Annotated in this window: 23 protein-coding genes and 1 tRNA gene; 13 read left to right on the top strand and 11 right to left on the bottom strand. The window is 33.7% G+C overall.

Going from position 1 to position 23,990, the window contains the following annotated elements; translation table 11 throughout:
* Window positions 1–93 precede the first annotated feature (93 nt).
* From LX80_RS10210 to LX80_RS10180, 7 genes are all read left to right on the top strand, one after another.
* Complete coding sequence (locus tag LX80_RS10210; RefSeq protein WP_170120438.1) at window positions 94–564, top strand: nucleoside deaminase; 471 nt, start codon at window positions 94–96, stop codon at window positions 562–564.
* 16 nt (window positions 565–580) lie between these two features.
* The gene (locus tag LX80_RS10205; RefSeq protein ID WP_111295992.1) at window positions 581–1,408 is read left to right on the top strand and encodes a purine-nucleoside phosphorylase; all 828 of its coding nucleotides are present in this window, start codon (window positions 581–583) and stop codon (window positions 1,406–1,408) included.
* A 68-nt stretch (window positions 1,409–1,476) separates the two neighbouring features.
* Window positions 1,477–3,531: a putative porin gene (locus tag LX80_RS10200; protein ID WP_111295990.1), complete on the top strand. Its 2,055-nt coding sequence runs from the start codon at window positions 1,477–1,479 to the stop codon at window positions 3,529–3,531.
* 269 nt (window positions 3,532–3,800) lie between these two features.
* On the top strand, window positions 3,801–4,436 hold the full coding sequence (locus LX80_RS10195) for an HXXEE domain-containing protein (protein WP_111295987.1): 636 nt from the start codon (window positions 3,801–3,803) through the stop codon (window positions 4,434–4,436).
* Window positions 4,437–4,545: 109 nt separating this feature from the next.
* The gene (locus LX80_RS10190) at window positions 4,546–4,935 is read left to right on the top strand and encodes a hypothetical protein (RefSeq protein ID WP_111295985.1); all 390 of its coding nucleotides are present in this window, start codon (window positions 4,546–4,548) and stop codon (window positions 4,933–4,935) included.
* Between the two features lie 124 nt (window positions 4,936–5,059).
* On the top strand, window positions 5,060–9,430 hold the full coding sequence (locus LX80_RS10185) for a CusA/CzcA family heavy metal efflux RND transporter (RefSeq protein ID WP_111296223.1): 4,371 nt from the start codon (window positions 5,060–5,062) through the stop codon (window positions 9,428–9,430).
* Between the two features lie 10 nt (window positions 9,431–9,440).
* The gene (locus LX80_RS10180; RefSeq protein ID WP_111295982.1) at window positions 9,441–10,580 is read left to right on the top strand and encodes an efflux RND transporter periplasmic adaptor subunit; all 1,140 of its coding nucleotides are present in this window, start codon (window positions 9,441–9,443) and stop codon (window positions 10,578–10,580) included.
* Between the two features lie 49 nt (window positions 10,581–10,629).
* On the opposite strand, the gene LX80_RS10175 is transcribed toward LX80_RS10180, so the two are convergent.
* The 6 genes from LX80_RS10175 to LX80_RS10150 form a co-directional block, all read right to left on the bottom strand.
* Window positions 10,630–11,418 carry a hypothetical protein gene (locus LX80_RS10175; RefSeq protein WP_111295980.1) on the bottom strand — a complete coding sequence of 263 codons (789 nt, stop codon included), beginning with the start codon at window positions 11,416–11,418 and terminating at the stop codon, window positions 10,630–10,632.
* Window positions 11,419–11,445: 27 nt separating this feature from the next.
* Entirely contained in the window at window positions 11,446–12,645 is a 1,200-nt protein-coding gene (locus tag LX80_RS10170) for a hypothetical protein (protein ID WP_111295977.1), read from the bottom strand.
* A 103-nt stretch (window positions 12,646–12,748) separates the two neighbouring features.
* Complete coding sequence (locus tag LX80_RS10165) at window positions 12,749–13,579, bottom strand: type 1 glutamine amidotransferase (RefSeq protein ID WP_111295974.1); 831 nt, start codon at window positions 13,577–13,579, stop codon at window positions 12,749–12,751.
* A gap of 60 nt (window positions 13,580–13,639) precedes the next feature.
* Window positions 13,640–14,761: a M42 family metallopeptidase gene (locus LX80_RS10160; RefSeq protein ID WP_111295971.1), complete on the bottom strand. Its 1,122-nt coding sequence runs from the start codon at window positions 14,759–14,761 to the stop codon at window positions 13,640–13,642.
* A gap of 12 nt (window positions 14,762–14,773) precedes the next feature.
* Window positions 14,774–15,694 carry a UbiA prenyltransferase family protein gene (locus LX80_RS10155; RefSeq protein WP_111295968.1) on the bottom strand — a complete coding sequence of 307 codons (921 nt, stop codon included), beginning with the start codon at window positions 15,692–15,694 and terminating at the stop codon, window positions 14,774–14,776.
* Window positions 15,694–16,182, bottom strand: a complete 489-nt coding sequence (locus LX80_RS10150) for a hypothetical protein (RefSeq protein WP_146250469.1) — start codon at window positions 16,180–16,182, stop codon at window positions 15,694–15,696. The genes LX80_RS10155 and LX80_RS10150 overlap by 1 nt, the downstream gene beginning before the upstream one ends.
* 20 nt (window positions 16,183–16,202) lie before the next feature.
* On the opposite strand from LX80_RS10150, the gene LX80_RS10145 reads away from it, so the two are divergent.
* The 4 genes from LX80_RS10145 (at window position 16,203) to LX80_RS10130 (ending at window position 19,051) form a co-directional block, all read left to right on the top strand.
* Entirely contained in the window at window positions 16,203–17,171 is a 969-nt protein-coding gene (locus LX80_RS10145) for a LuxE/PaaK family acyltransferase (RefSeq protein ID WP_111295963.1), read from the top strand.
* Window positions 17,172–17,203: 32 nt separating this feature from the next.
* Window positions 17,204–17,287, top strand: a tRNA-Leu gene (locus tag LX80_RS10140).
* 120 nt (window positions 17,288–17,407) lie between these two features.
* A complete protein-coding gene (locus LX80_RS14705) occupies window positions 17,408–17,566 on the top strand; it encodes a DUF2256 domain-containing protein (RefSeq protein WP_111295961.1) in 159 nt (52 codons plus the stop codon).
* Window positions 17,567–17,569: 3 nt separating this feature from the next.
* Window positions 17,570–19,051: a cryptochrome/photolyase family protein gene (locus LX80_RS10130; RefSeq protein WP_111295958.1), complete on the top strand. Its 1,482-nt coding sequence runs from the start codon at window positions 17,570–17,572 to the stop codon at window positions 19,049–19,051.
* A gap of 45 nt (window positions 19,052–19,096) precedes the next feature.
* On the opposite strand, the gene LX80_RS10125 is transcribed toward LX80_RS10130, so the two are convergent.
* Together LX80_RS10125 and LX80_RS10120 are read right to left on the bottom strand one after the other, a co-directional pair.
* Window positions 19,097–19,378, bottom strand: coding sequence for a hypothetical protein (locus tag LX80_RS10125; RefSeq protein ID WP_111295956.1), 282 nt, complete (start codon window positions 19,376–19,378; stop codon window positions 19,097–19,099).
* Between the two features lie 138 nt (window positions 19,379–19,516).
* A complete protein-coding gene (locus LX80_RS10120; RefSeq protein WP_111295953.1) occupies window positions 19,517–20,128 on the bottom strand; it encodes a methyltransferase domain-containing protein in 612 nt (203 codons plus the stop codon).
* Window positions 20,129–20,291: 163 nt separating this feature from the next.
* On the opposite strand from LX80_RS10120, the gene LX80_RS10115 reads away from it, so the two are divergent.
* Window positions 20,292–21,398: a fatty acid desaturase family protein gene (locus LX80_RS10115; protein WP_245898038.1), complete on the top strand. Its 1,107-nt coding sequence runs from the start codon at window positions 20,292–20,294 to the stop codon at window positions 21,396–21,398.
* Between the two features lie 36 nt (window positions 21,399–21,434).
* Here the strand turns inward: LX80_RS10115 and trxA are convergent, their stop codons facing one another.
* The 3 genes from trxA to LX80_RS10100 all read right to left on the bottom strand — a co-directional run bounded on the left by trxA (window position 21,435) and on the right by LX80_RS10100 (window position 23,310).
* The gene (trxA, locus tag LX80_RS10110) at window positions 21,435–21,737 is read right to left on the bottom strand and encodes a thioredoxin (protein WP_111295951.1); all 303 of its coding nucleotides are present in this window, start codon (window positions 21,735–21,737) and stop codon (window positions 21,435–21,437) included.
* A gap of 41 nt (window positions 21,738–21,778) precedes the next feature.
* Window positions 21,779–22,720, bottom strand: a complete 942-nt coding sequence (locus LX80_RS10105; RefSeq protein WP_111295948.1) for a DnaJ C-terminal domain-containing protein — start codon at window positions 22,718–22,720, stop codon at window positions 21,779–21,781.
* A 170-nt stretch (window positions 22,721–22,890) separates the two neighbouring features.
* Window positions 22,891–23,310 (bottom strand): Hsp20/alpha crystallin family protein, encoded by a 420-nt coding sequence (locus LX80_RS10100; RefSeq protein ID WP_245898037.1) that lies wholly within the window; start codon window positions 23,308–23,310, stop codon window positions 22,891–22,893.
* Between the two features lie 233 nt (window positions 23,311–23,543).
* Between LX80_RS10100 and LX80_RS10095 the strand changes: the two genes are divergently transcribed.
* Complete coding sequence (locus LX80_RS10095; RefSeq protein ID WP_111295941.1) at window positions 23,544–23,990, top strand: methyltransferase family protein; 447 nt, start codon at window positions 23,544–23,546, stop codon at window positions 23,988–23,990.

The following is a 23,990-nucleotide window of genomic DNA, read 5'->3' as shown; positions in this document are numbered from 1 at the left end:
ATCCTTTTGGGGAAAAGCTGCTGTTGTTTTATCCACTTTTTTTCCGTCATTAAAAAATAAGTAATATCCTTGCAAATTCTAAACAATTGCACCATGAATGAATTAGAATTGATGCGCGAAGCCATAAAAGCTGGTTTAGAAGGCATGAATGCCAATCATGGCGGTCCCTTTGGTTGCGTGATAGTTAAAAACGGTGAAGTTATTGCCAGAGGTTATAACAAAGTGTTGTTGTTAAATGACCCTACTGCTCATGCAGAAGTTACAGCTATTCGCGAAGCTTGTTCTAAATTAAACAGTTTTCAATTAACCGACTGTGAAATTTATACCACCTGTGAGCCTTGCCCCATGTGTATGGGCGCCATTTATTGGGCCAGACCTAAAAAAGTGTATTATGCCAATACACGTGAAGATGCGGCTGCCATTGGGTTTGATGATTCTTTCATTTATGATGAAATTGCTCAACCCATTCATATGCGCAAATTGGTAATGGAATGTGTTGGCCGTGATGAGGCTTTACATATGTTTAAAGCCTGGCAGGAAAAAAACAATAAAACATTATATTAATTTTAAAAGTATAATCATGAGTAATCAAAGATTGATGGAGCAATTAAACGAAACAGTTCAATACATACAATCTCAAGTTCAAATTACGGCTAAAGTGGGTATTGTATTGGGTAGTGGTTTAGGTAATTTGGCCAATTTAGTAGAAGTTGAAAAAGAAATACCATATACACAAATACCTCATTTTCCTACCAGTACGGTAAAAGGTCATGGTGGAAAATTAATTGTAGGTAAATTAAAAAACAAGCCTGTTTTAGTAATGTCGGGTAGGTTTCACTATTATGAAGGATATACACCTCAACAAGTAGTTTTCCCGGTAAGAGTTATGCGCATGTTGGGCATAGAAACATTGTTATTGTCGAATGCCGCTGGTGCCGTAAACCCCGATTATAAAGTGGGTGATTTAATGGTATTAAAAGATCATATCAGTTTTTTTACCGCCAATCCTTTAATTGGGCCTAATGAAGAAACATTAGGCACTCGTTTCCCCGATATGAGTGAACCTTATTGCAAAAAACTCATTGAAAAAGCTATTCATATTGCTAAGGAAAATAATATTGACTTGCATGAAGGGGTTTACACAGCAGTTACAGGACCAACTTTTGAAACACGGGCCGAATATCAATTGATTAAAACTGTAGGTAGTGATGTTGTTGGAATGAGTACAGTGCAAGAAACAATTGCTGCCGTTCATGCCGGTATGAAAGTTTTTGCTGTTAGTGTGGTCACCGATTTGGGCATTAGACATGAAGAAAATGTAATTACTCATGAAGAAGTATTGGAAGCAGCAAAGGCCGCTGAACCTAAATTAAGCACATTATTCATTGAGCTAATACAACAAATTTAGTAGTGCTACCCTTTAATTCAACTGTTCATTTAAAGCTTTAGCGTTAATTTGCACTTCATTTTATTAGCATGAACCGATTGGCAGCAGTTTGTATTATCTTAAGCTTATGTTTCATTAGCCTGGTAAAACAGGCTGCTGCACAACAACAATATGGCCAATCGGGAAGGTTTAGCGGTGCAGGAGCTTCATCCGGTAATGTCTCTTATGATAGAAATGGCAGGCCTATTCCCAACCAACCTAAGCAAGATTCACTGCAGCATAGGGATAGATATGCCGATTCTATTACCATTTTTTACCGTCATTTCGATTCTACTAAAATTCGTAAAATTGATTCTTCCTTAAACGATTTTACGCGTCGTTTTCCACAGCCTTATTATTATTATACGTTAGGTAATTTTGGAACAGCTTCGCATTCATTATTATTTACACCCATTATGCAATCCGGATGGGATGCAGGCTTTCATCAATTTGATATTTATAATTTTACATTAGAAAATACCAAAATATTTCAAACTACGCGTCCCTATACAGAAATAGCTTACTTAATTGGAAATAAAGCCGAGCAACTGCTCGATTTCATGCATACCCAAAACAGAAAAAGTAATTTCAATTTTTCTTTCGAATATAGATTCTCTAATGCCCCGGGTACTTTTAAAAATCAAAATGCCAGCAATAATAATTTACGTTTTACAACACACTATCAATCCCCCAATAAGCGATATGAAAATTATTTTATTTTTCTTTCCAACAAAAATGCTTCTTCAGAAAATGGTGGCTTGAAGGATCCAACTAGAATAGATAGCCTGGCTTTAAACAATCCCTATGAATTAGAAACACGTCTCGGAGTTGCCGGTGTAGCTAATCCCAATCCATTTAGTACAACAGTTAATACGGGTAATGTTTATAAACAAAGCACCTTTTTATTTCGACAACAATATGATTTTGGCAAAAAAGATTCATTGGTTACCGATTCCGTTACCTATAAATTGTTTTATGCCCGATTACGATTACAACAAAACGTTATTCTAAATACTTACAATTACAATTATTACGATAACAATGTAATAGACTCGCAATATCAAAAGTATTTTAATTTTAATACCATTCTCGACACAATTAGTTTTAAAGATGCATGGACAAACTTAACAAATGAATTTGCTATTATAACTTTTCCTGATAAGAATAATCAAAGTCAATTTTTTAAAGCCGGTGCCGGTATTCAATGGTTCAAAGGCACATTTACCGATACATTAAATAGCCGCACCCAAAATTACCATAACATATATTTAATGGGCGAGTATCGTAATCGTACGCGTAACCAAAAATGGGATGTGGAAGCTTCCGGTAAATTGTTTTTAAATGGATATAACAGTGGCGATTATCATGCTTTTATAAGCTTACAAAGACAATTAAGTAAACGTTTGGGTTTCTTAACACTCGGCTTTCAAAATACAAATCGAACACCTTCTTTTATTTTCAATCCAAATACTGCTTTTCCTGTTAGCGATAAACAAAATTTTGCCAAAGAAAATACAACACATTTATCGGCCATATATTTTAATCCTAAATTGTCATTAACCTTGAATGGTGATTATTATTTAATGACGAATTATACTTATTTCGACAGTTTTTTTGTTGCAACACAGTATAAAAATTTATTTAATTTCATTCACTTAAGCGCCGAAAAGAAATTTAAGTTATCTAAATATTGGAATTGGTACAGTGAATTGCATGTACAACAAGTTACCGGCAATGCTCCTATTCATGTGCCTTTTATACTTACCAGAAACAGACTGGCATTTGAAGGTAATTTTTATACCAATTTATTTTTATCAACCGGTATTGAAGTAAGATATTACACTAACTTTGAGGCAGATAATTATTCACCATTTATCGGTCAATTTTTTTATCAAACATCCTATACAACCAGCAATAGACCTGATGTTAATTTATTCTTTAATTTTAGAATAAAAGGATTTAAAGGCTTTCTACAACTTGAAAATTTAAATACCATCAATCCAGCCAAAGGCTTTACTTTCGACAAATACAACTTTATTACTCCATTGTATCCCGAACGTCCGCTTTGGTTTCGATTTGGCGTTTGGTGGAATTTCGTGAACTAATTTATATATACGCTTCTCTTTTAATTTTTGTTAGTACCATCAATTTTTTATATATTATACTCGGATTTCGACAATTTTCCTGAAGTATATTTTTCAAATATTGGTGTTTTTTTCTTTTCATGCATTTTAATTTTATTTTAATTATCCTATGTAATTACTTGTGGGTAAGGCTTTCAGGCGATGAAAAATATATTGATAGTCAAGCTGGTACGGTTATTGAAAACATATAACATAGTTAACAATTTTTTTTCACCCCTAAATTTTTTGTTATGTTAGAATTTTTAAGAAAAAAGTGGTTTGATGTAGGGGCAGTTTTATCTGTTGTGGTTTTGAAAGGCATTTTCATGGAAATTAACAAAATTTCGAATGTTACATTAGCCATTTGGGTTGGTTTTGCCTCATTGTTATTGCATCAGTTTGAAGAATATCACTGGCCCGGTTATTTCCCTCAAATGATTAATAAAGTTTTGTATAAAAGTAAATTACCCGACAGCTATCCATTAAATCCGAACGGTGCATTTATTATGGATGTGTTGGTGCAATGGACAACCTTTATTATAGCGGGTTTCTTTTCTGTATCTGCCGTATGGTTGGGTATTGCAGTAATGTTATTTCTATTCGGAAATTTTATTATGCATACCTTTTATTACAATATAAAAGCTAAAACAAAATATAATCCGGGCATGGTTACCAGTATAGTGTTTTTATTGCCTGTTTCTGTATTCTATTTCTGGTCACTAATTGCAGAAAATGCTGCAGGTATTTGGGATTATGTTATTGGAATACCATTGGGGCTCATATTCATATTTGTAAATTTTGTTAAGTTAATTGATTGGTTGAAGGATAAAAATGTACAATTCAAATTTAAAAAGAACGAAAATTTTTCTTCTAAATCTACACATTAATATTCTATTTAATTAATTGTTCCTTGCTCACTAATTAAACATGACAGGGAACAATTTTTTTTACGCATAATTCAAACAAAAAATGTAATTTGCATTAATATCTGTGGTTATGAAAAAAATGGCAACCATAGCATTATTTTGTATTTTTTTATTTGGGTCAACTGAGGCATATCAGTTACTGAAGTTGCCATTGTTGGTGGAGCATTATCTCCAACATCGTAGTGAAAATCCGGAAATTTCATTCCTATCTTTTTTAAAATTACATTACAATAAGAAATTAATTATTGATGATGACTGGCAGCAAGACCAGCAATTACCCTTTAAAACACAGCAATCTGCCAATGCTTTCATGTTTGGTTTTGTGAGTATGCCTTCCAAGCCCATTTCCGTTCAAGTGCTTGTAATACCTTACTCACAGAAAACTTTTAGTATAGAAACCCAACAAGTATATTCTTTTACCTTTCTGCACGATATATTCCAACCTCCGCGTCTTGCATAATTCATAATGCTTCTATTTCTTATTAGTACATATTTTGTAAAAAACTTGTATTAATTATTTATTTTATTTTTTCAATTTTCAGCATACCTTATGCTTATAGGTGTATGTTTTTAATGTATTAATTATGCTAAACGCAATTATTCAATTTTCAGTTCGGAACAAACTGATTATTGGAATATTATTATTGGCATGGGTAGGATATGGCACATATTCACTTACCAAATTACCAATTGATGCCGTTCCCGATATTACTAATAATCAGGTTTTAATTATTACCACAGCCCCAAGTTTAGGCGCTCCCGATGTGGAACGACTCATTACAGTACCTATTGAGCAGGCTACGCGAAATGTTCCGGGAATAACTGAACAACGCAGTTTTTCGAGGTTTGGTTTAAGTTTAGTAACAATTGTATTTGATGACAATACAGATATTTATTGGGCACGGCAACAAATTAGTGAACGGCTGGTTAAAGTTCAATCTATCATACCACCCGGAATTGGAACGCCGGAATTAGGTCCGGTAACAACAGGTTTGGGTGAAGTATTTCAATATGTTGTAAGGCACAAGGCAGGTTATGAAGGAAAATATTCCTTAGCCGATTTGCGTGATATTCAAGATTGGATTGTTAGGCGACAATTATTAGGTACTGAAGGGGTTGCCGATGTAAGTAGTTTTGGAGGAAAACTAAAACAGTATGAGGTTGCTATAAACACCGATAAACTGAAAAGTTTTCAATTAACCATTGCCGATGTTTTTAAAGCAATGAATTCGAATAACCAAAACACAGGCGGTGCCTATATTGAAAAGGGGCCAAATGTTTTGTTTATTCGAACAGAAGGGTTGGTGCAGTCATTGAACGATATTAAAAATATTGTTGTAAAGCAAACCGATAATGGGATACCCGTATTAATAAGCGATGTAGCCGATGTTCGATATGGAACAGCAATTAGATATGGTGCAACTGTTTATAACGATAAAAGCGAAGTAGCAGGTGCAGTTGTTATGATGCTAAAAGGGGGTAACAGTAATCAGGTAATTGGAAATATAAAAAAACGCATTAAAGAAATTGAAAAATCGTTACCCGAAGGAATAGTCATTGACCCTTTTTTAGACAGAACTAAAATGGTTAATAATGCCATTGGAACAGTACAGAAAAATTTAATGGAAGGGGCAATAATTGTATTATTTGTTTTAATTGTTTTTTTAGGAAACCTACGTTCAGGCCTTGTTGTAGCTTCTGTTATACCCTTAAGTATGCTGTTTGCCGTTGTAATGATGAATTTTTTTGGGGTAAGCGGCAATTTAATGAGCTTAGGTGCACTTGATTTTGGATTACTGGTAGATGGGGCCGTAATTATTGTTGAAGCAGTAATGCACAAAATAGTGCATACACATAAGTACTCAAATGTTGTTAAGTTGAGTAAACAGCAAATGAATGCTGAAGTAGAAAATGCTGCAGGTAAAATGATGAATTCAGCAGCCTTTGGTCAAATTATTATACTGATTGTTTATCTGCCTATTTTAAGTTTACAAGGCATTGAAGGTAAAATGTTTAAACCAATGGCTGAAACAGTTTCTTTTGCCATTCTGGGTGCATTTATTCTTTCATTAACCTATGTTCCAATGATGGCTTCATTAGTATTAAGTAGGAAGGTAAACCATGAAGCAAATTTTTCTGATAGAATGATGAACCGTTTACAAAAATGGTATAAACCGGTTTTAATAAAAGTTTTGAAAATTCCAAAAACAATTGTTGCGGTTAGTTTCCTTGTATTTATTGTATGTATATGGTTGTTAAGCACATTGGGTGGTGAGTTCATTCCTAAATTAGAAGAAGGCGACTTTGCCGTAGATACTCGCTTATTAACAGGATCTTCATTAACCAATACTATTGCCACTACCGAAAAAACTGCAGGGGTATTGTTGCATCAATTTCCGGAGGTAGAGAAAGTAGTAACTAAAATTGGCTCTGGCGAAATTCCTACTGATCCTATGCCTGTTGAAGCTGCTGACATGATGGTGATTTTAAAAGATAAATCAAAATGGACCAGTGCTCACTCATTTGATGAGTTAGCAGAAAAAATGAGTAAGGCGTTAGAACAAGTACCTGGCGTTGCAACCGGTTTCCAATTTCCTGTTCAAATGCGGTTCAATGAGTTAATGACAGGTGCAAGACAAGATGTGGTTTGCAAAATTTTTGGCGATGATTTAGATTCTCTGGCTCATTTTGCAACTACGCTTGGTAATATCATTCAGTCGGTAAAGGGGGCACGTGATTTGTACGTAGAAACTGTTACCGGAGTTCCTCAGATAGTTATTCAATACAATAGAAACGCTATTGCCAAATATGGTGCAAATATTAGTGATATTAATGCTGCAGTGCAAGCTGCTTATGCCGGTGCTATTGCCGGTTTGGTATTTGAAGGCGATAAAAGATATGATTTGGTCATTCGTTTAAATCAACAGCAACGCGAAAGCATTCAAAACATTAATAACTTACAAATTGGTGTTGCTGGCGGACAGCAAATTCCTTTAAGTAATTTAGCCAATATTGAAATAAAAGATGGGCCCTACCAAATACAGAGAGAGGATGCACATCGTAGAATTACAGTAGGATTTAATGTTAGAGGGCGTGATGTTGAAAGTATTGTGAATGAATTACAAAATAAAGTTGGTAATCAATTAAAATTACCGCCCGGTTACTATGTTACATATGGCGGTCAATATGAAAACTTGCAACGTGCAACCCAACGGTTAAGTATTGCTGTACCGGTTGCATTATTGTTAATTTTATTAATGTTATATTTTGCCTTTCAAAATGTAAAATATGCTTTATTAATCTTTTCTGCTATTCCCTTATCTGCTATTGGCGGTGTGTTTGCATTGTATTTGCGCGGCATGCCTTTTAGTATTTCTGCCGGTGTAGGTTTCATTGCATTATTTGGAGTAGCTGTATTAAACGGGATTGTACTAATAGGTGAAATGAATCGTTTGAAATTAAGCGGTATAAAATCAACAATTCAAATCATTATTCAGGCAACGCAAGTGCGACTCCGCCCGGTTTTAATGACTGCTTCCGTTGCTTCATTAGGGTTTTTGCCAATGGCTATTAGTACAGGTGCAGGTGCAGAAGTACAAAGGCCTTTGGCTACCGTTGTTATTGGCGGTTTAATTACTGCAACCTTATTAACCTTATTGGTATTACCCTCGTTGTATTTACTGTTTGAAACAAAAAAGGTAAACATGAAGAAAACAAAAACTAATAAATTGTTATCTATACTTATTGTGCTTGCAATGAGCAGTGTAACAAGTTTGTATGCACAGCCAATTAACCAAAAAGCTACTTTGAATGAGGTTTTGGCTATTGCAATAAAGAATGCACCATCATTAAAAGTAGCCACGCTGAATCAACAATATCAAAAAATTATGGAGCGCACAGCTGCTGAGTTACCCAAAACGCAATTCAATGCCGAAATGGGAAACTATAACAGCATGTTTTTTGATACACGCTTTATGATTATGCAAAATTTTTCATTGCCGGGTTATTACGCCTCAATGAAAAAGTTATTGGCAGCCAATACTTCCATTGCAGAAGCACAAACCAATTTGCAAGTGGTGGATATTAAAAAAATGGTAGAACAATTGTACATAACATTGCAGTTTCAAACTGAGCAAAAGTATTTGTTACAAAAATTAGATAGTATTTACAGCTATTATAAAAACATTGCTACCCTTCGATATGAAAAGGGAGAAAGCAATTTGTTGGAAAAAACTGCATTAGAAAATACAGCAGATCAAATTGTACTCAATTTAAAGCAAATTAATTCCGATATATTATCTACGCAACTTCAATTGCAGTTGTTTATTCAACAACCTTTGCTTATTGAGCCGGCTGATATTTTAATGCCTGAAAAAATTTTAATTGATAGTAGTAAGATTTTGAATCACCCTGCTATTCAGGTTGCATTAATGCAGCAAAAGCAGGCAAATATGCAAACCAAAGTTGAAAAAGCCAAATTGCTGCCTGATCTTATGATTGGATACAATAATCAATCCATTGTTGGATGGCAACTAACCAAGGATAGGGTGGAGAATTATTATAATGCTGCCTCGCGATTTTCCTCTTATTCAATAGGTATTGGTATTCCTATTTTTGCTAAGGCCCAGCATGCTCGAATTGAAGCAGCTATGGTGAATGAAGCTACTGCTAAAGCAGTAACAACAACAGTTCAAAGCCAATTACAAACTACCCTTCAAAAGTATTTGCAACTCTATTACAAACATTTATCAGCAGTTGAATATTACCAAAATCGTGGCTTAAAGCAAGCAGAGGTTTTATTGAGTACAGCATCTTTACAATATAAAACGGGGGCTATTAGCTATATAGAGTGGAGCACATTGTTAGCTCAAGCCATTACATTAAAAAATGAATATTTAAGTGCGTTGTATAACACACAAATGGCTGTTTCTGAAATTCATTACTTAATTTATTAAAATTTATTTTATGAATAAATTTAATTATATTTTATTTTCTATTGCTTTTTTTGTTGCCTGTAAAAGTCCTAGCACAAACACAGAACAAAAATCTGATCAAACTTTTGCAGATACCGTAGTGGTATTAAATGATACTCAGTATCGTAATGCAGGTATTCAAATAGTAAAGCCGGTTCAGAAATTAATGCATAAAACTGTTACGATTAATGGTGTGGTAGATGTGCCACCTCAAAGTATGGTTTCTGTTAGTATGCCTTTGGGTGGTTATTTAAAAAGTACACATTTGTTGCCGGGTACAAGTGTACATAAAGGTGAAGTTATTGCTTTAATGGAAGATCAAAGCTATGTTCAATTGCAGCAGGATTATTTGGTAGCAAAAGCTAAGCTTGCTTACTTAGAAACTGATTTACAACGTCAAAAAGAACTGAGTGAACAGGATGCAACCAGTAAAAAGGCTTATCAGCAAACATCTTCAGAATACAATGTTCAGTTGGCTACTTTAAAAGCTATTGCTGAAAAATTGAAAATGATTAATATTAATCCGGAACAATTAAGTACGCAAAATATTTCTAAAACCGTACCCATTTTATCGCCGATTAATGGTTATGTTACCAAGGTGAATATTAATATTGGACGATATGTTAATCCTTCAGATGTGATATTTGAATTAGTGAATCCAAATGACATTCATGCAGCTATGACTGTTTTTGAACATGATATTGATATGTTTCAGAAAGGGATATCGGGTAAAGTTTTTTTAACTAGTGATACTTCAAAAAAATATGATGTAGAGGTAATTTTAGTAACTAAAAATATAAACGATAACAGAACCGGTTTGCTGCATTGTCATTTTGAACAATCTAACCATCAATTATTGCCGGGTATGTTTTTAACAGGTGTTTTCAATGTTACCAGTCATAATGCTATTGTAGTTCCTGAAAGTGCAGTAGTGCGATATAATGGAATGGAATATGTGTTTGTTCAACAACAAAAACAAACCTATGTATTAGTTCCTGTTAAAACAGGTATTAGTGAAAATGGTTACGTTGAACTTATGCCTAATAATAACATTAATTGGTTAAATGTTCAGTTGGCGGGTGGTAATGCATATGCATTAATGGGAAAATTAAAAAACAAAATGGAAGATTAGTAAAAAATCGGCATTCCAGTATTTTATTTGCTACAGCAAATTATTTACCTTAGGAATGCCTTCTTTCACCCCATTTAATTTTTCTGCCAATTAGAACTTTAAATATAAAACGATCTGTGGCTTGTGTTAAACCCCATCCCGGTCCAATATTTACTTCCCATTTAGGATTGTTTTCTAAATCGTAAGCTAAGAAAATAGCATGATTTTCTTGTGGTAATTGTTCAAAGTTATTAATGGGGCCAACAGAACCATAGTATTCAAAACCCAAGTCTGTATTTTTGAAAAATTGGTAGGCAACTTTTAAGTTGGGTTCAAAGTCAGGGGCTTGGTGTTGGTCAATTCCTTTTAATGCAATGCCCATTGTTGGATTAAATGATACATACAAATTATTCCATTGTTTATCTATAATGGGTCTAATTTCAATGGTCCATGTATCAGGTGAATAATATTTACTTTGGTATCCAAATTCAGTAGATAAGCTTAATCCAACCGGTAAATGCCAACTTAAGGGTGCCATAATTCTGGGACGTATGTGTGAACCAATTATTTGATAACCATACCCTGCTGTGTAATTGGTAAATAAATAAAAGCCTAATTCAAAATTATCGGTAATGCCATTTGTTATTTCTAATGTTTCATGTTCTGCATGGTAGGAGGGGCGCACACCGTCAACAACTGCACGCTCGCCTTCAAATGTAAAGTTGCTATGTAATTCAAACATGGTTGAATTTTTAGGTTGTGTTTGTGAGCCATACACTTGAATTTCATAATTATCTTGTGCTAATCCAATCCTAATTAAACCAATGCAAAACAGTAGGAGTAAATATTGTTTTTTCATCTTTTTAATTTTTATAACATAAAAATGTTATTGTTCAAAATATGCCATCGTTCCGCCCACCCAATCAAGATCTTTATTATAACGTGTACCAATCATTTTACCTTTACTTAATCGTGCTAAATTCATTACTGCCTTTGGTTTGTTCCAACCTTCATCCCAAAAGTAGAATAGCCTTATTTCCGCTTTTGCCGGCGAGTTGGGCGTTTCTATTACGGCAGCATAATTTACCTTGCGTTGAATAATCCAATTTTCCGGGTCAGAGATGGCAGCAATGTTCTCTTTTGTAACATCAATTAATACGCCTTGCCCTGCAAATGAAAAAATAGGCTTCACTACATAATTATTTAAATCAGTAGGTAAGCTGCTCATATTGCTTAAAAATTTTGTTTCAGGAATGTTTGGGTGTTTCAAAAAAGGCAGTGTGTATTTACTAATTCTATAAAACCAGTTAGGATGCGGTATCCATTCTGCATGAACATTGTTGAAAAATATTTGATTGGCTTTTTCTATAACGGTAGGGGTTTGCTGTAATAATTCGTCAAAAATAATTCTATTATAAATTTTTAGTACCGGTGTTTTCTTCCCATTTCTAATATAAAATAAGTGGCCATTTTCATTTATTAATTCTGTAAGACATACTGTATTAATCTGTAAATAATCAGTTGTGCAATAAAAATCTATTCTTGTTTTTTGTTCATGCGGAAATAGTTCTAAAAGTATTACATTTTCAACGGGAGTGTTACCAACTATAATATTACGAAGTAATGCTAAGTATTTTTCCTTATCATATCCATTTAAAAAAGGCGATAAATTTTTTGGTAAATCATACAGCGAACGAAATACTTCATCATACCACAGTTGAAAAGCAAACAAAGAAGGAAATCCCTGCATTTCAATGAGTTGCGGTTCAATTTCACCTTTTTCATTGATGCAAATGCCAAAGTCGAATGCTATAAATGCACTGTAATTTGTTTCATTAGGAACGTGCAATTGTTTGGGAATAGCATTATGCGTTAATTGCTTAAAATTGGGATCGGTTATTTTATCAATAATATAATCGCATGTGTCCAACATTTTTTTTGTAAAATCAGCAGGAATAAAAATGGGAGTTTCCGCTACTCTAAAATCAATAGCACCGGGGTGTTTGCTGTTTAATTGGTTTAAAAAATCAGCATAATATGCTTCATTAAAAGCTTTATTATACGCCTCGCGAATAGTTGGAATCATGCTAATGATAATTTGGTATCACAAAGTTATTCAAGGGTTGAATAACTTGTATATTCATTCTATCTATTAGTATATTGCCAATACCTATTCAATAAAAGTTTTATTAATGGTTTTTTAATGCGAAGCTTAGAAAGTTGGGAATGATGTGATTATAGGTGTACATAATTTTATCAGGATCTTGTAGTTGTGCCACCATGCTTTCCCATTTAGCCTCACCATGTTCATCAATTACCGCTTTCTTTTTGTCGGCACGTTGCAGATACATTTGCATACCTACTGCATCGGCTTCTGGATGAAATTGAGTTCCTACAAAACAATCATTAAAGCGAACAGCCATTAGGGCTCTTTCATAAGGAACATGTGGTCTTTCTTTTTCGATGGCTAAAAATGCACCCCCCATTTTTTTTATTTGTTCATGATTAGGTTTTATTACCTGAAAGTCGCGACTGTCAACGGCATAAAAAGGGTCATGTAATCCATTGAATATTGGCTCGTGTTTACCCTCAGGAAGCATATGTACCGGAAATACGCCAAAAGAAGTTGATTTTCTTTCACATACTGTTCCAACTTTATAATGGCGGCAAGCTAATTGAAAGCTATGGCAAATAAAAAGTATATGTTTCTTTTTATGCCTTTCTTGTGTATTGTTATTAAATTGTTCAACAGAACGTAGCCAGTGTATATAAGTATTATCCCAATCGCTTCCTTCACTTTCTAATGGCGAACCGGGGCCACCACTTGAAATATAAGCATCGAAATTTAAATTGGGAATGGCATTGTTTTGGCGTACATTAAAAACCTGCATGTTTATTTTGGTATTATGCTTAATACCCCAGGCTGCCACTAAATCTTTAATACACCGCATGCCTTCATTGGGTTCACCATTGTATAAATCTAGTATGGCAATGCGTTTTTCATCTAAAACTTCATTCATCCGGCAAAATTACTGAATTTTAAAGCAGTTTGCCGAATGAATGAGTTTAGGCATGCTTTATTAAAAATAACTTAAATTGGTTTTAGGTGTTAAAGCCAATAATGTTTTATATATTAATTGAATAGTGTATTCAATATCTTTTTTATGTATCATTTCTACCGTTGTGTGCATGTATCGCAGAGGCATAGATATTAATACGCTCGGACATCCATCATTGGCATAAGCAAAGCTATCGGTATCAGTGCCTGTACTTCTGCTAACAGCACGCATTTGTAACGGTATGTCATTGGCTGCAGCCACTTCTTCAACCAAATGCAATAGTTTTGTGTGTACTGCCGGACCATAAGTTGGTGAGGGGCCTTTACCACAAGCAACATCACCTTCAATGTTTTTGTTAATCATAGGTGTTTGTGTGTCATGCGTAACATCAGTAATGATGGCAACATTCGGTTTAATTCTTCTGGCAATCATTTCTGCGCCTCGTAATCCTATTTCTTCTTGAACTGCATTCACTATGTATAATCCAAAGGGAAGTTTAATTTTATTTTCTTTTATTAATCGCGCTACTTCGGCAATCATAAAACCACCAATTCTATTGTCAAATGCTCTTCCTATGTAATAGTCATTGGCTAATTCATCAAAACCATCAACATAAGTAACAACGGCTCCAACATGAATACCTAACTCTTCCACTTCTTTTTTGCTTCTGGCACCACAATCTAAAAACAGGTTTTCAACTTTAGGTTGTGTTTCTTTTTGATCGCTGCTGCCATTGCGGGTATGAATAGCAGGCCATCCAAACACAGCTTTTACAGGGCCTTTTTTGCCATGAATAAATACACGCATTGATGGGGCAATTTGATGGTCAACGCCGCCGTTTCTTTTTAAATAAATTAAACCTTGATCAGTAATGTAGTTAACAAACCAACTTATTTCATCGGCATGGGCTTCAATTACAACTTTAAAATCTTCATTCGGGTTTATTACACCAACAGCTGTACCGTAAGGATCTGTGAATGTTGTATCGGTGTAATTTTTAATATAATCGAGCCAAATTTTTTGCCCGCTACTCTCAAAACCAACCGGTGATGGGGTATTAATGTAATTTTTTAAAAAATTTAGTGACGCATCTGATAGCAGATTTTTTCCTTTCTCTTTTTTTTCTTTTTCTTTCTTTGACATAGTAGGTAAGTTTTAAAATGTTACTAAGGTACTAATAATTCCACAGCAAGCTTTTACCAGCATTAAACCATCTATAATCATTAAATAGTACATAATATTTTTTCTTCGGTGCATTGAGTAGGCAACAGCTAAAATTAAAATGAATGGAATGGCATTTATTAAAATTCTTGCTACGTTAAAATGATGTGAAATGGTATAAAATAAAAAAGTGCCAAAACCAATAATGCACAATGGAATGAGAATATAGAATATTGTTTTACGTAAACCCACCCGAACCACAAATGTTTTAAGTTGTTGATTATAGTCTGTGGCATAATCTTTAATATCGAACATAATACATAAAACAGTAATGTACATGAAATTTTTAATAAAAAACAGTACCTCAAAACTATTTATTTGAAAATGTATGGGCTGAATAAGTGATTGAAAAAGAATGGGATAAATGGTGATAGTGCCTGCCCAAACAAAACCTATCACAAATGGCTTTAGCCAACCGGTATTGCGTAAATTAAAATTTTTAAGATTGGCAAATCCAATGCCGTAATACAAACCTGCTACAATAGGTACTGAAAACCATAATAGCCATTCAATAAAGGAAGTATGAAAAATGTTTTGCCAGGTTTTGTTTAATAATAATATTAAACACAATAGTGCTATTATTGTCAGTGTTATTTGTGAAATATAAACCCAGCGGTAATGTTGAACGTACCACACCGCACGCTTGTTATTGGCGTCTGATAAATTTTCAGTTAAATAAGCTTTTGTATAATAAACAACGGTTGCAGAAAAAATAAGTATATAATAGGCCGGTGGATTTAATGCTACCTGTAATTGAAAAGCAGATTCTATTGATAAAGCTACTGCACAAATACCATAAAAGTAATTGCCGAAAAAAAGGGCACGAACAAAACTACTGTAATGTTTTAAATGCATTAGGGTAAAAGTACAATATTAGGCGAAACAAGCGTATCACTCGAATGGCCTGCTAAATCGGTTAGCACAAAACGAAAATAACAAGTGTCCGGAGCATTGCCGCATCCTGTAATATAATAATACCCGGAACTAAGTACATTATTGATAAAATTGATTTCAAAATTTCCTTTCAAATCTTTAGTGGCAGGAAAATTAGGAACCTGAAAATTTTGCGACCAATTAGCTAATGGACTATTGGGGCACACTTTTGATACTTTTTGTATCCACATACTATCTTGTACATCCCCTTCTTTATCAGTAAATTCTATATTAAAAGTTAATGGTTGTCCTTTTGCAACAACTGTACTACTAACACTTTTTAAAAAAAGTTGTGGTTTTGTTGTGTATTTATTTTTCGAGCAACTCATTAATACGGCAGCCAAACAAAAAATCATCAATATTTTTGTAGTCATATTACGCATATTCATTTTCAAATATAATTCATTCATTTCAACATATTTTAGCTTTAATGGAACTTCTTAACAAGATTTTTTCAATTTCTGAGTCCTCGTTTTCTGCATTGGCAAACGAAATATTTCAATTTCAATATGCTAATAACATTGTTTATGCTCAATGGGTTGATTTAACCGGAAATAAAAATGCTGCCTCCATTGAAAAAATCCCTTTTTTGCCCATTTCCTTTTTTAAATCTAAAACCATTACTACCACAAGCTTTCAGCCCGAAGCAGTATTTGAAAGCAGTGGTACAACCGGAACCATTAATAGCCGGCACTGGGTTAAAAGTATTGCCATATACGAAGAAAGTTTTTTAAAAGCCTTTGAACAATTTTATGGCTCGCCTAAAAATTGGTGTATCATTGGTTTATTGCCTGCGTATTTAGAAAGGCCGAATTCGTCGTTGGTAACAATGGTGGATGCCTTAATTAAACTATCCAATCATCCACAAAGTGGGTTTTATTTATATAATTATGCTCAACTGGCTGCAACGCTAAAAGCATTAGAGGCTGCCGAACAACCGGTTTTGTTAATTGGAGTAACTTTTGCTTTACTCGATTTTGCCGAACAATATCCTCAACCATTGAAACATACCGTTATTATGGAAACGGGGGGTATGAAAGGAAGACGTAAAGAAATTACCCGCGAAGCTTTGCACCAAACACTTATGGCAGCATTTAATTTGCCCGCTATACATGCGGAATATGGTATGACGGAATTACTATCGCAGGCTTATTCAAAGGGTAGGGGGCGTTTTTATTGCCCACCGTGGATGCGGGTGCTGGTGCGTGATGAAGATGACCCACTGCAGATAAAGGCATCGGGTGAAGGGATTTTGAATATTATTGATTTAGCTAATTTGTATAGCTGCAGTTTTATTGCTACTGAAGATGTTGGGAAAGTATATGATGATGGAAGTTTTGAAGTATTAGGCCGTTTAGATAATAGTGACATAAGAGGTTGCAGTTTGTTGGTTACTTAAATGAAAGTATATTTGCTGCCCTGAAACAGAATGCCCAGGTGGCGAAATTGGTAGACGCACTGTGTTCAGGTCGCAGCGTCCGAAAGGATGTGCTGGTTCGAATCCAGTCCTGGGCACGTTTTCGTAAGGTAGTTAATTTTATTAACTGCCTTTTTTATTGCCATTGTCTTCTAAATTTTAATTTTTCTCAACAACTGAACTACAACTTTGTTATTGAAGCTTGCAAGTAAAAGACAATGTCGAAAAAAAATACATTTAAGGCTAATAAACAGTATTTACCTCAAAAAATTTGTGTTGTTTGTCAACGACCTTTTACATGGAGAAAAAAATGGGCATCTGTTTGGTCAGAAGTGAAATACTGTAGCGAAAAATGTAGAAAACAAAAAAACAAATAATGAATGTCTGTAGCTATTGTTTTTCCGCATCAATTGTTTGAAGAAAGCGTTTTGATGAATGAAGCTGAAGTGATTTATTTAGTAGAAGAATATTTGTTTTTTCGTGAATTCAATTTTCATCGGCAAAAGCTTATTTTCCATCGAGCTTCCATGAAATACTATGAAGCTTATTTACAAAAAAAACACAAAAAAGTTGTTTATATTGATGCTAATAACCCTCTTTCTGATATACGATTATTATTACCTTATTTGAAGGAGCAAGGGTTTCATTCCATTACTTACATTGATACCACAGATAATTGGTTACAAAAAAGAATACAACAAACCGCATTAAAATGTCAAATACATTTAAAGCAATGGCCATCACCTTTGTTTTTAAATGATTTGGAAAGTTTGAAAGAATTTTTTGGTAAAACCACTAAAATGTTTCAAACCGATTTTTATCGCTTTCAACGAAAAAAATGGAAAATTTTGGTAGATGCTAATTTATCTCCCGTTGGGGGGAAATGGTCGTTTGATGCAGCAAACAGACTACGTTATCCAACTAATCAAATTCCACCCGTAACGAATTTATTGCCAATTAATCAATATGTAAAAGAGGCCATTGATTATGTTCAGCAACATTATCCAAATAACCCGGGGTCAATGCCATTCAATGGGTTTTACCCGGTAATACATAGTGAAAGTAAACACTGGTTGCGGCAATTTTTAAGTGAAAGATTTTACCATTTTGGTGCTTATGAAGATGCCATAGATGTGCGTTCAAATATTTTATTCCATAGTGTTCTATCACCCATGTTGAATAATGGATTGCTTACACCCCAACAAATAGTAGATGAGTTTTTACATTCTGTAGAACGGCAAATTATTCCAATAAATTCACAAGAAGGTTTTGTTCGTCAAATTATCGGATGGCGAGAATTCATTAGGGCAGTATATGAATTACAAGGAACACGTATGCGTAATGCTAATTTTTGGGAGCATCAAAAAAATGATATTCCTTCATCATTTTATAACGGTACAACCGGAATAGCACCCATCGATTTTACTATTCGCAAAGTGTTGGAAACCGGGTATTGCCATCATATTGAACGATTAATGATTTTAGGCAATTTTATGTTGTTGTGTGAATTGCACCCAAATGTTGTATATAAATGGTTTATGGAATTATTTATAGATGCTTATGATTGGGTTATGGTACCTAATGTGTATGGCATGAGTCAGTTTGCCGATGGTGGAATAATGGCAACCAAACCCTACATAAGCGGAAGTAATTACATTTTAAAGATGAGTAATTACCCCAAAGGTCATTGGCAACAAATATGGGATGCACTGTTTTGGCGTTTTATACACAAGCATGCAGATTATTTTAGCACAAATGTTCGGATGAATATGTTGGTACAAAATTTTAATAAATGGCCTGAAACAAAAAGAAAACTTTATCTAAATATTGCTGAAAAGTTCTTAAGTAAAGATTTGAAATGATAGTAGTATAAAATGCCGTGAATTTGTTAGCTAACTTATTATGATTTATGAGTATTGTACCCCAAACATAGCCTGATATATCTCATAACAATAAATATCAGCCATTTTTATATTGCTCCATTGTTGGGCGTCATAATTAAAAGGATTGCAACTGTCTAAGTGTGATTGAATGTTATTCAGAATTTTTTTAATTTCATTTTCGCTTGTACCTAATTCATTCAATAATTCCATAAATACATCTATTTTTTGTTTTACCTCTTCTTGATTATGTGCCAATAAAATGCTACTAATCAATTCTTGTTCAGATGGATGAATAGGTGCTAACATAAAAATTATTTTAAATTAGGCAATTTAAAGGTATCCTTTTTCTTGGTTAAAAAAAGTGATTTCGGTTGATTTTTAATAAAATCGTATATTTTGTGTAAATCTTGTTATTTATTTTTTATAGGATGAAGTTTTTTTTGATTAACTAGTTTTTATCCAAAATTTTAATAAGTTATCCATTTTGGCATCTACTAACATAAAATTCTTCGGAACCTCATTTTCAAGGCTGTGAAATGTAACCAAGCGCGTACCTGCCGGCTTTTTTTGAAGTTGTTTATTTAGAAATAAATTATAAGTATTATACTTTTGAATGGAGTAGGGAATGTCTTCATCAATTTTATCTGTTCCGGCTATGTTTTCGAAAAAAGCATTATAAAAATAAAAATGATTGTAGGCGCTAAAATCAACTTCCATAACATTTCCACACATAAACAATATGTTTTTCAAGCCCAATTTTAATTGTGTTTGTTTTGCTATTTCTACCAAATTTTCTCTTTGTTCTATTCCAAAAAATAAATTGTTTGGATGAAAAAATGCAGCAGTTAGGCAAAATTTACCTACACCACTGCCTATATCTAAAATTTTGCTATTGGGTTCAATGGCTAAAAATTCAGCAGCGGTTTTGGCAACATCAATTGGCGTCCAATGCTTTTTGGCCAATGTTTGAATATTGATGGGATATAAAGCGTCAAAAACAGTATCCGATTCAAACCACTTTAATTTTGCATTTTTTATGTAAGTTTTTTTTATCATTTTTTAGTAAATTCAGCTAATCACAGTACAAAAATTCAAAAAAATATTGCACAATCGGCTATTTTTTTCTGCATTAATTAATTAAATTTGCAAATAGTTTTGATAGTTTTTTTGAGTTTTCACCACCACCCAGCTGCATTGTAAAACTCAAAATTTTGTTAGCATGGAAATGTTTACAAAGCCGGCAAAACCAGTATTTAGGAAATTGCAAGATGAAGAATTATTTCTACAATTAAGAACAAAGGTTAACAATACCATTTCTTCAATGCAATTGCACTCTTCTTTTTTAATTTATTTGAAGGCTGTTTTATTCCCTGTTTTGTATTTCGGAGCTTGGGTACTGGCTATGTATTTTGCAAACTTCAGGCCTGTTTTTCTGCTTTTATATGCCTTTATGGGATTTATGTTGGTAGTAAATTATTTAACATTAATTCATGAGGCGGTTCATGCTACCATTTTTCAATCGAAAAAATTGAATAAGTGGTATGTATATATATTTGATTTAATGGGTGCTAACAGCTTTATATTTAGAGTGCGCCATGTTCGTTTACACCATAACTACCCAAATGTAATGGGGTGGGATAGTGACTTTGAACAAAGTCCCATGGCACGCGTATTTCCACAGGGGAAATACAATGCATGGCATAAATACCAGCACATTTATTTGCCCATTTTATATCCCTTGTATTTGTTGAATTGGTTGTTAATACGCGATTTTAAAGATTATTTCAATAAACAAAAGTTGGTTTGGAAAGTAACCACAATTCCTACTATTGAATATTTCAAGTTATTTGTATTTAAATTTATTTTTATTGGATATGTACTGCTATTCCCCAAATTTATTATAGGGCTTAGTTGGGGTACTGTAATTGCAGCATTTTTGGTAATGATGTTTACTGCTAGCATTATATCGCTAATCGTATTGTTACCGCCTCATGCCAATTTGGATAATGCATTTCCAATGCCTGATGAGAATGGTAAGATGCCCACCAGTTGGTTCTTACATCAACTTTCTTGTACCAATGATGTAGAGGAGGATAATTGGTTTATTCGGTTTTTTATGGGTTCATTCAATTATCATATTGCACACCATTTATTTCCAAATGTGCACCACATTTATTATCCTGCTATTTCTAAAGAAATTGCCGAATTTTCAAAACAGCATCAGCTTCCTTACAAAAAAATTAAATTAAAAAAGGCATTATTACATCATTATGAATTATTGAAAAATAATGCCTTTCACGAAAATATTTTTGAGGAAACCATGTAATCATTTATAAAGGATTGCAGTTGGTGTTACATGCTTTTATTGCAGGTGTGGTTGTAATTGCTGCATAATATAATTTTTGGGAACAACACCGCTTTGTCGCCACAAAATTTTTCCCTCTTTAAATAAAATTAAAGTAGGCACCCCTTGAATTTGATATTTCATGGCCAAGTTAGGGTTTTTATCTACATCAATTTTTATAACCCTTGCTCCATCGCCTACCGTTCTGGCAACATCTTGCAAAGTGGGCGCCATCATTTTGCATGGCCCACACCATTCAGCAAAAAAATCAACTAAAACGGGTTTTTTGTCTGAAATAATTTCATTAAAATTTCCGGTCATATAAAATAGTTTAAAATTTATAAATATTTTTATTATTTAATTTATGCAGCATCTTTCGCTTCTTTTAACAAACTTTTTTGTTTCGCTGAAAGGCTGGCAGGTATTTGTGCCTGTAGTGTAACATATAAATCACCATAGGTATTGGGTTGATTGTACACCGGCATTCCTTTTCCTTTCAAACGCATGGTTTTACCATTGGCACTGCATTCGGGTAATGTAATGTTTATTTTGCCGCCTAACGTTATTATTTCCTGTTTGCCGCCTAACAATAAAGTAAATACATCAACAGGTAAATTCATGTATAAATCATTATCCTTTCGGGTATAAACTGAATTGGGTTGCACGTGTACATTTATATACAAATCGCCTGCTTTACCACTACTGTTTTTCATTCCTTTGCCTTTGGCTTTCAGTTGTAAACCTTCATAAGCACCGGGTTTTATATTCAGTTTAATTTTTTCAGTTCCGGTACTAATAATTCTTTCGGTTCCGGTATAAGCTTCTTGTAATGTAATTGTAACATCGCCGGTTAAGTCGGATGGTTGAGATTCATATTGTGCATTACTAAATGGATTGCGTGATTTTGATTTTCTGCCACTGCCCATTCCACCAAAAAATGCTTCAAAAAAATCAGAGAAACCACTACCACCGCCAGAAAAAAATTCAGATGGGTCACCTTCAAAATGAAAATGCTGATTGGCACCACCTGCATTATTTTGAGCACCAAACGGATTACCGGAAAAACCAGATTGTTCATATTGTTTCCAGTTGGCACCTAATGTGTCATATTTTTTTCTTTTTTCAGCATCACCCAGCACTTCATAGGCCTCGTTAATTTGTTTAAATTTTTCTTCTGCTTCTTTATTATTAGGATTTTTATCAGGATGATATTTTACAGCTAATTTTCTGTATGCTTTTTTTATTTCATCTGCCGATGCTGTTTTACTTACACCCAATAAGCTATAGTAATCTTTGTATTCCATAACCTTTTAAAATTTGTTTTATAAAGTTAGTACAGTATTTTGATGTGGCTGAACTGATATTAATCAGTTGCTTGTTTTCAACATTGCTTTAACGATGAAATAAAATGGGTTGTGCTTTTAAAAATACAGCACAACCCATTCAGCATCTTCTTTACTGTGTACAATTGAAATTAGGCAATAGTAATTGTTTTAGCCGGTTTGGGTTTTGCCTCTTCTTTTTTAGGAATATAAATGTGTAAAATGCCATCTGTGTACTTAGCTGAAATTTTTTCATCGTCGGCAGTATCAGGCAAACTAAAACTGCGTTGGAAACTTTGATAATTAAATTCTTTGCGGCTATAAGTTTCTTTTTTCTCTTCTTTTTCAGTTTTGGCTTCTGCACTAATGGTTAAAATTTGTTTGTCTAAATTTACCTGAAAATCTTCTTTTTTCATACCGGGTGCAGCCATTTCTACTGTATAGCCGTTGTCATCTTCTTTAATGTTCACTTTTGGTAAGGTACTGCCTTCGCTTGAAAAGTTTTTAAGCCCCCAATCGGCCCAATCACTATTGAAAAAATCATCTAAAAACCTGTTAAATACAGGAGTCATAGCATTGTGTTTTACGAGTGTCATAGTTGTATGTTTTTAGTTGTTAACAATCAATTTTATGTTTATTATCGTTCTATATTTTATCAAATGTTGTGCAATGGTTAGTTTTAAAAACTTTTTGGCAGCTTTGATGTATAAATTAAGAAAAAATGACATTTAGAATGTGTAACAGAGTGCTCATATGGCAGTAATACTTTACTAAACTGATTGTTTAATTAAAACCTAATTGGTGTATGGTTAAAAAAAATATTGTTGATTCTTATTTTTTAGTGGGGATTCAATTTTCGGCTATCATTTTTTTGTTGGTCATTATACCGTCATTTAAATGGAATATATGGGGAATTGTTTTTCTGCTTCTTTCAGGTTTGCTGTTGTTATGGGCAGTATTCAGCATGCGGCAATCGAAGTTGCGTGTAATGCCCGAACCGGATAGTGAAGCCCATTTAATTGTATCAGGCCCATATCAGTACATTCGTCATCCTATGTACACCTCTGTATTATTGTATGCCATTGGCATGTTGTGTTTTAGCTTTACGTGGTGGCGACTAATGGTATTAATCATTTTATTCTTTGTATTACAATTGAAAATACGTAAAGAAGAAAAATATTGGAAAGCCAAAGACGCGAATTATAAAAACTATATACTCAATACGAAAAGAATGCTTCCTTTTCTTTGGTAG

The sequence above is a fragment of the Hydrotalea sandarakina genome, from assembly GCF_003254115.1.
GTDB classification, from domain to species: domain Bacteria; phylum Bacteroidota; class Bacteroidia; order Chitinophagales; family Chitinophagaceae; genus Hydrotalea; species Hydrotalea sandarakina.
The sequence above is the reverse complement of the archived record's forward strand: the minus strand, read 5'-3'. Positions and strand labels throughout refer to the sequence as shown.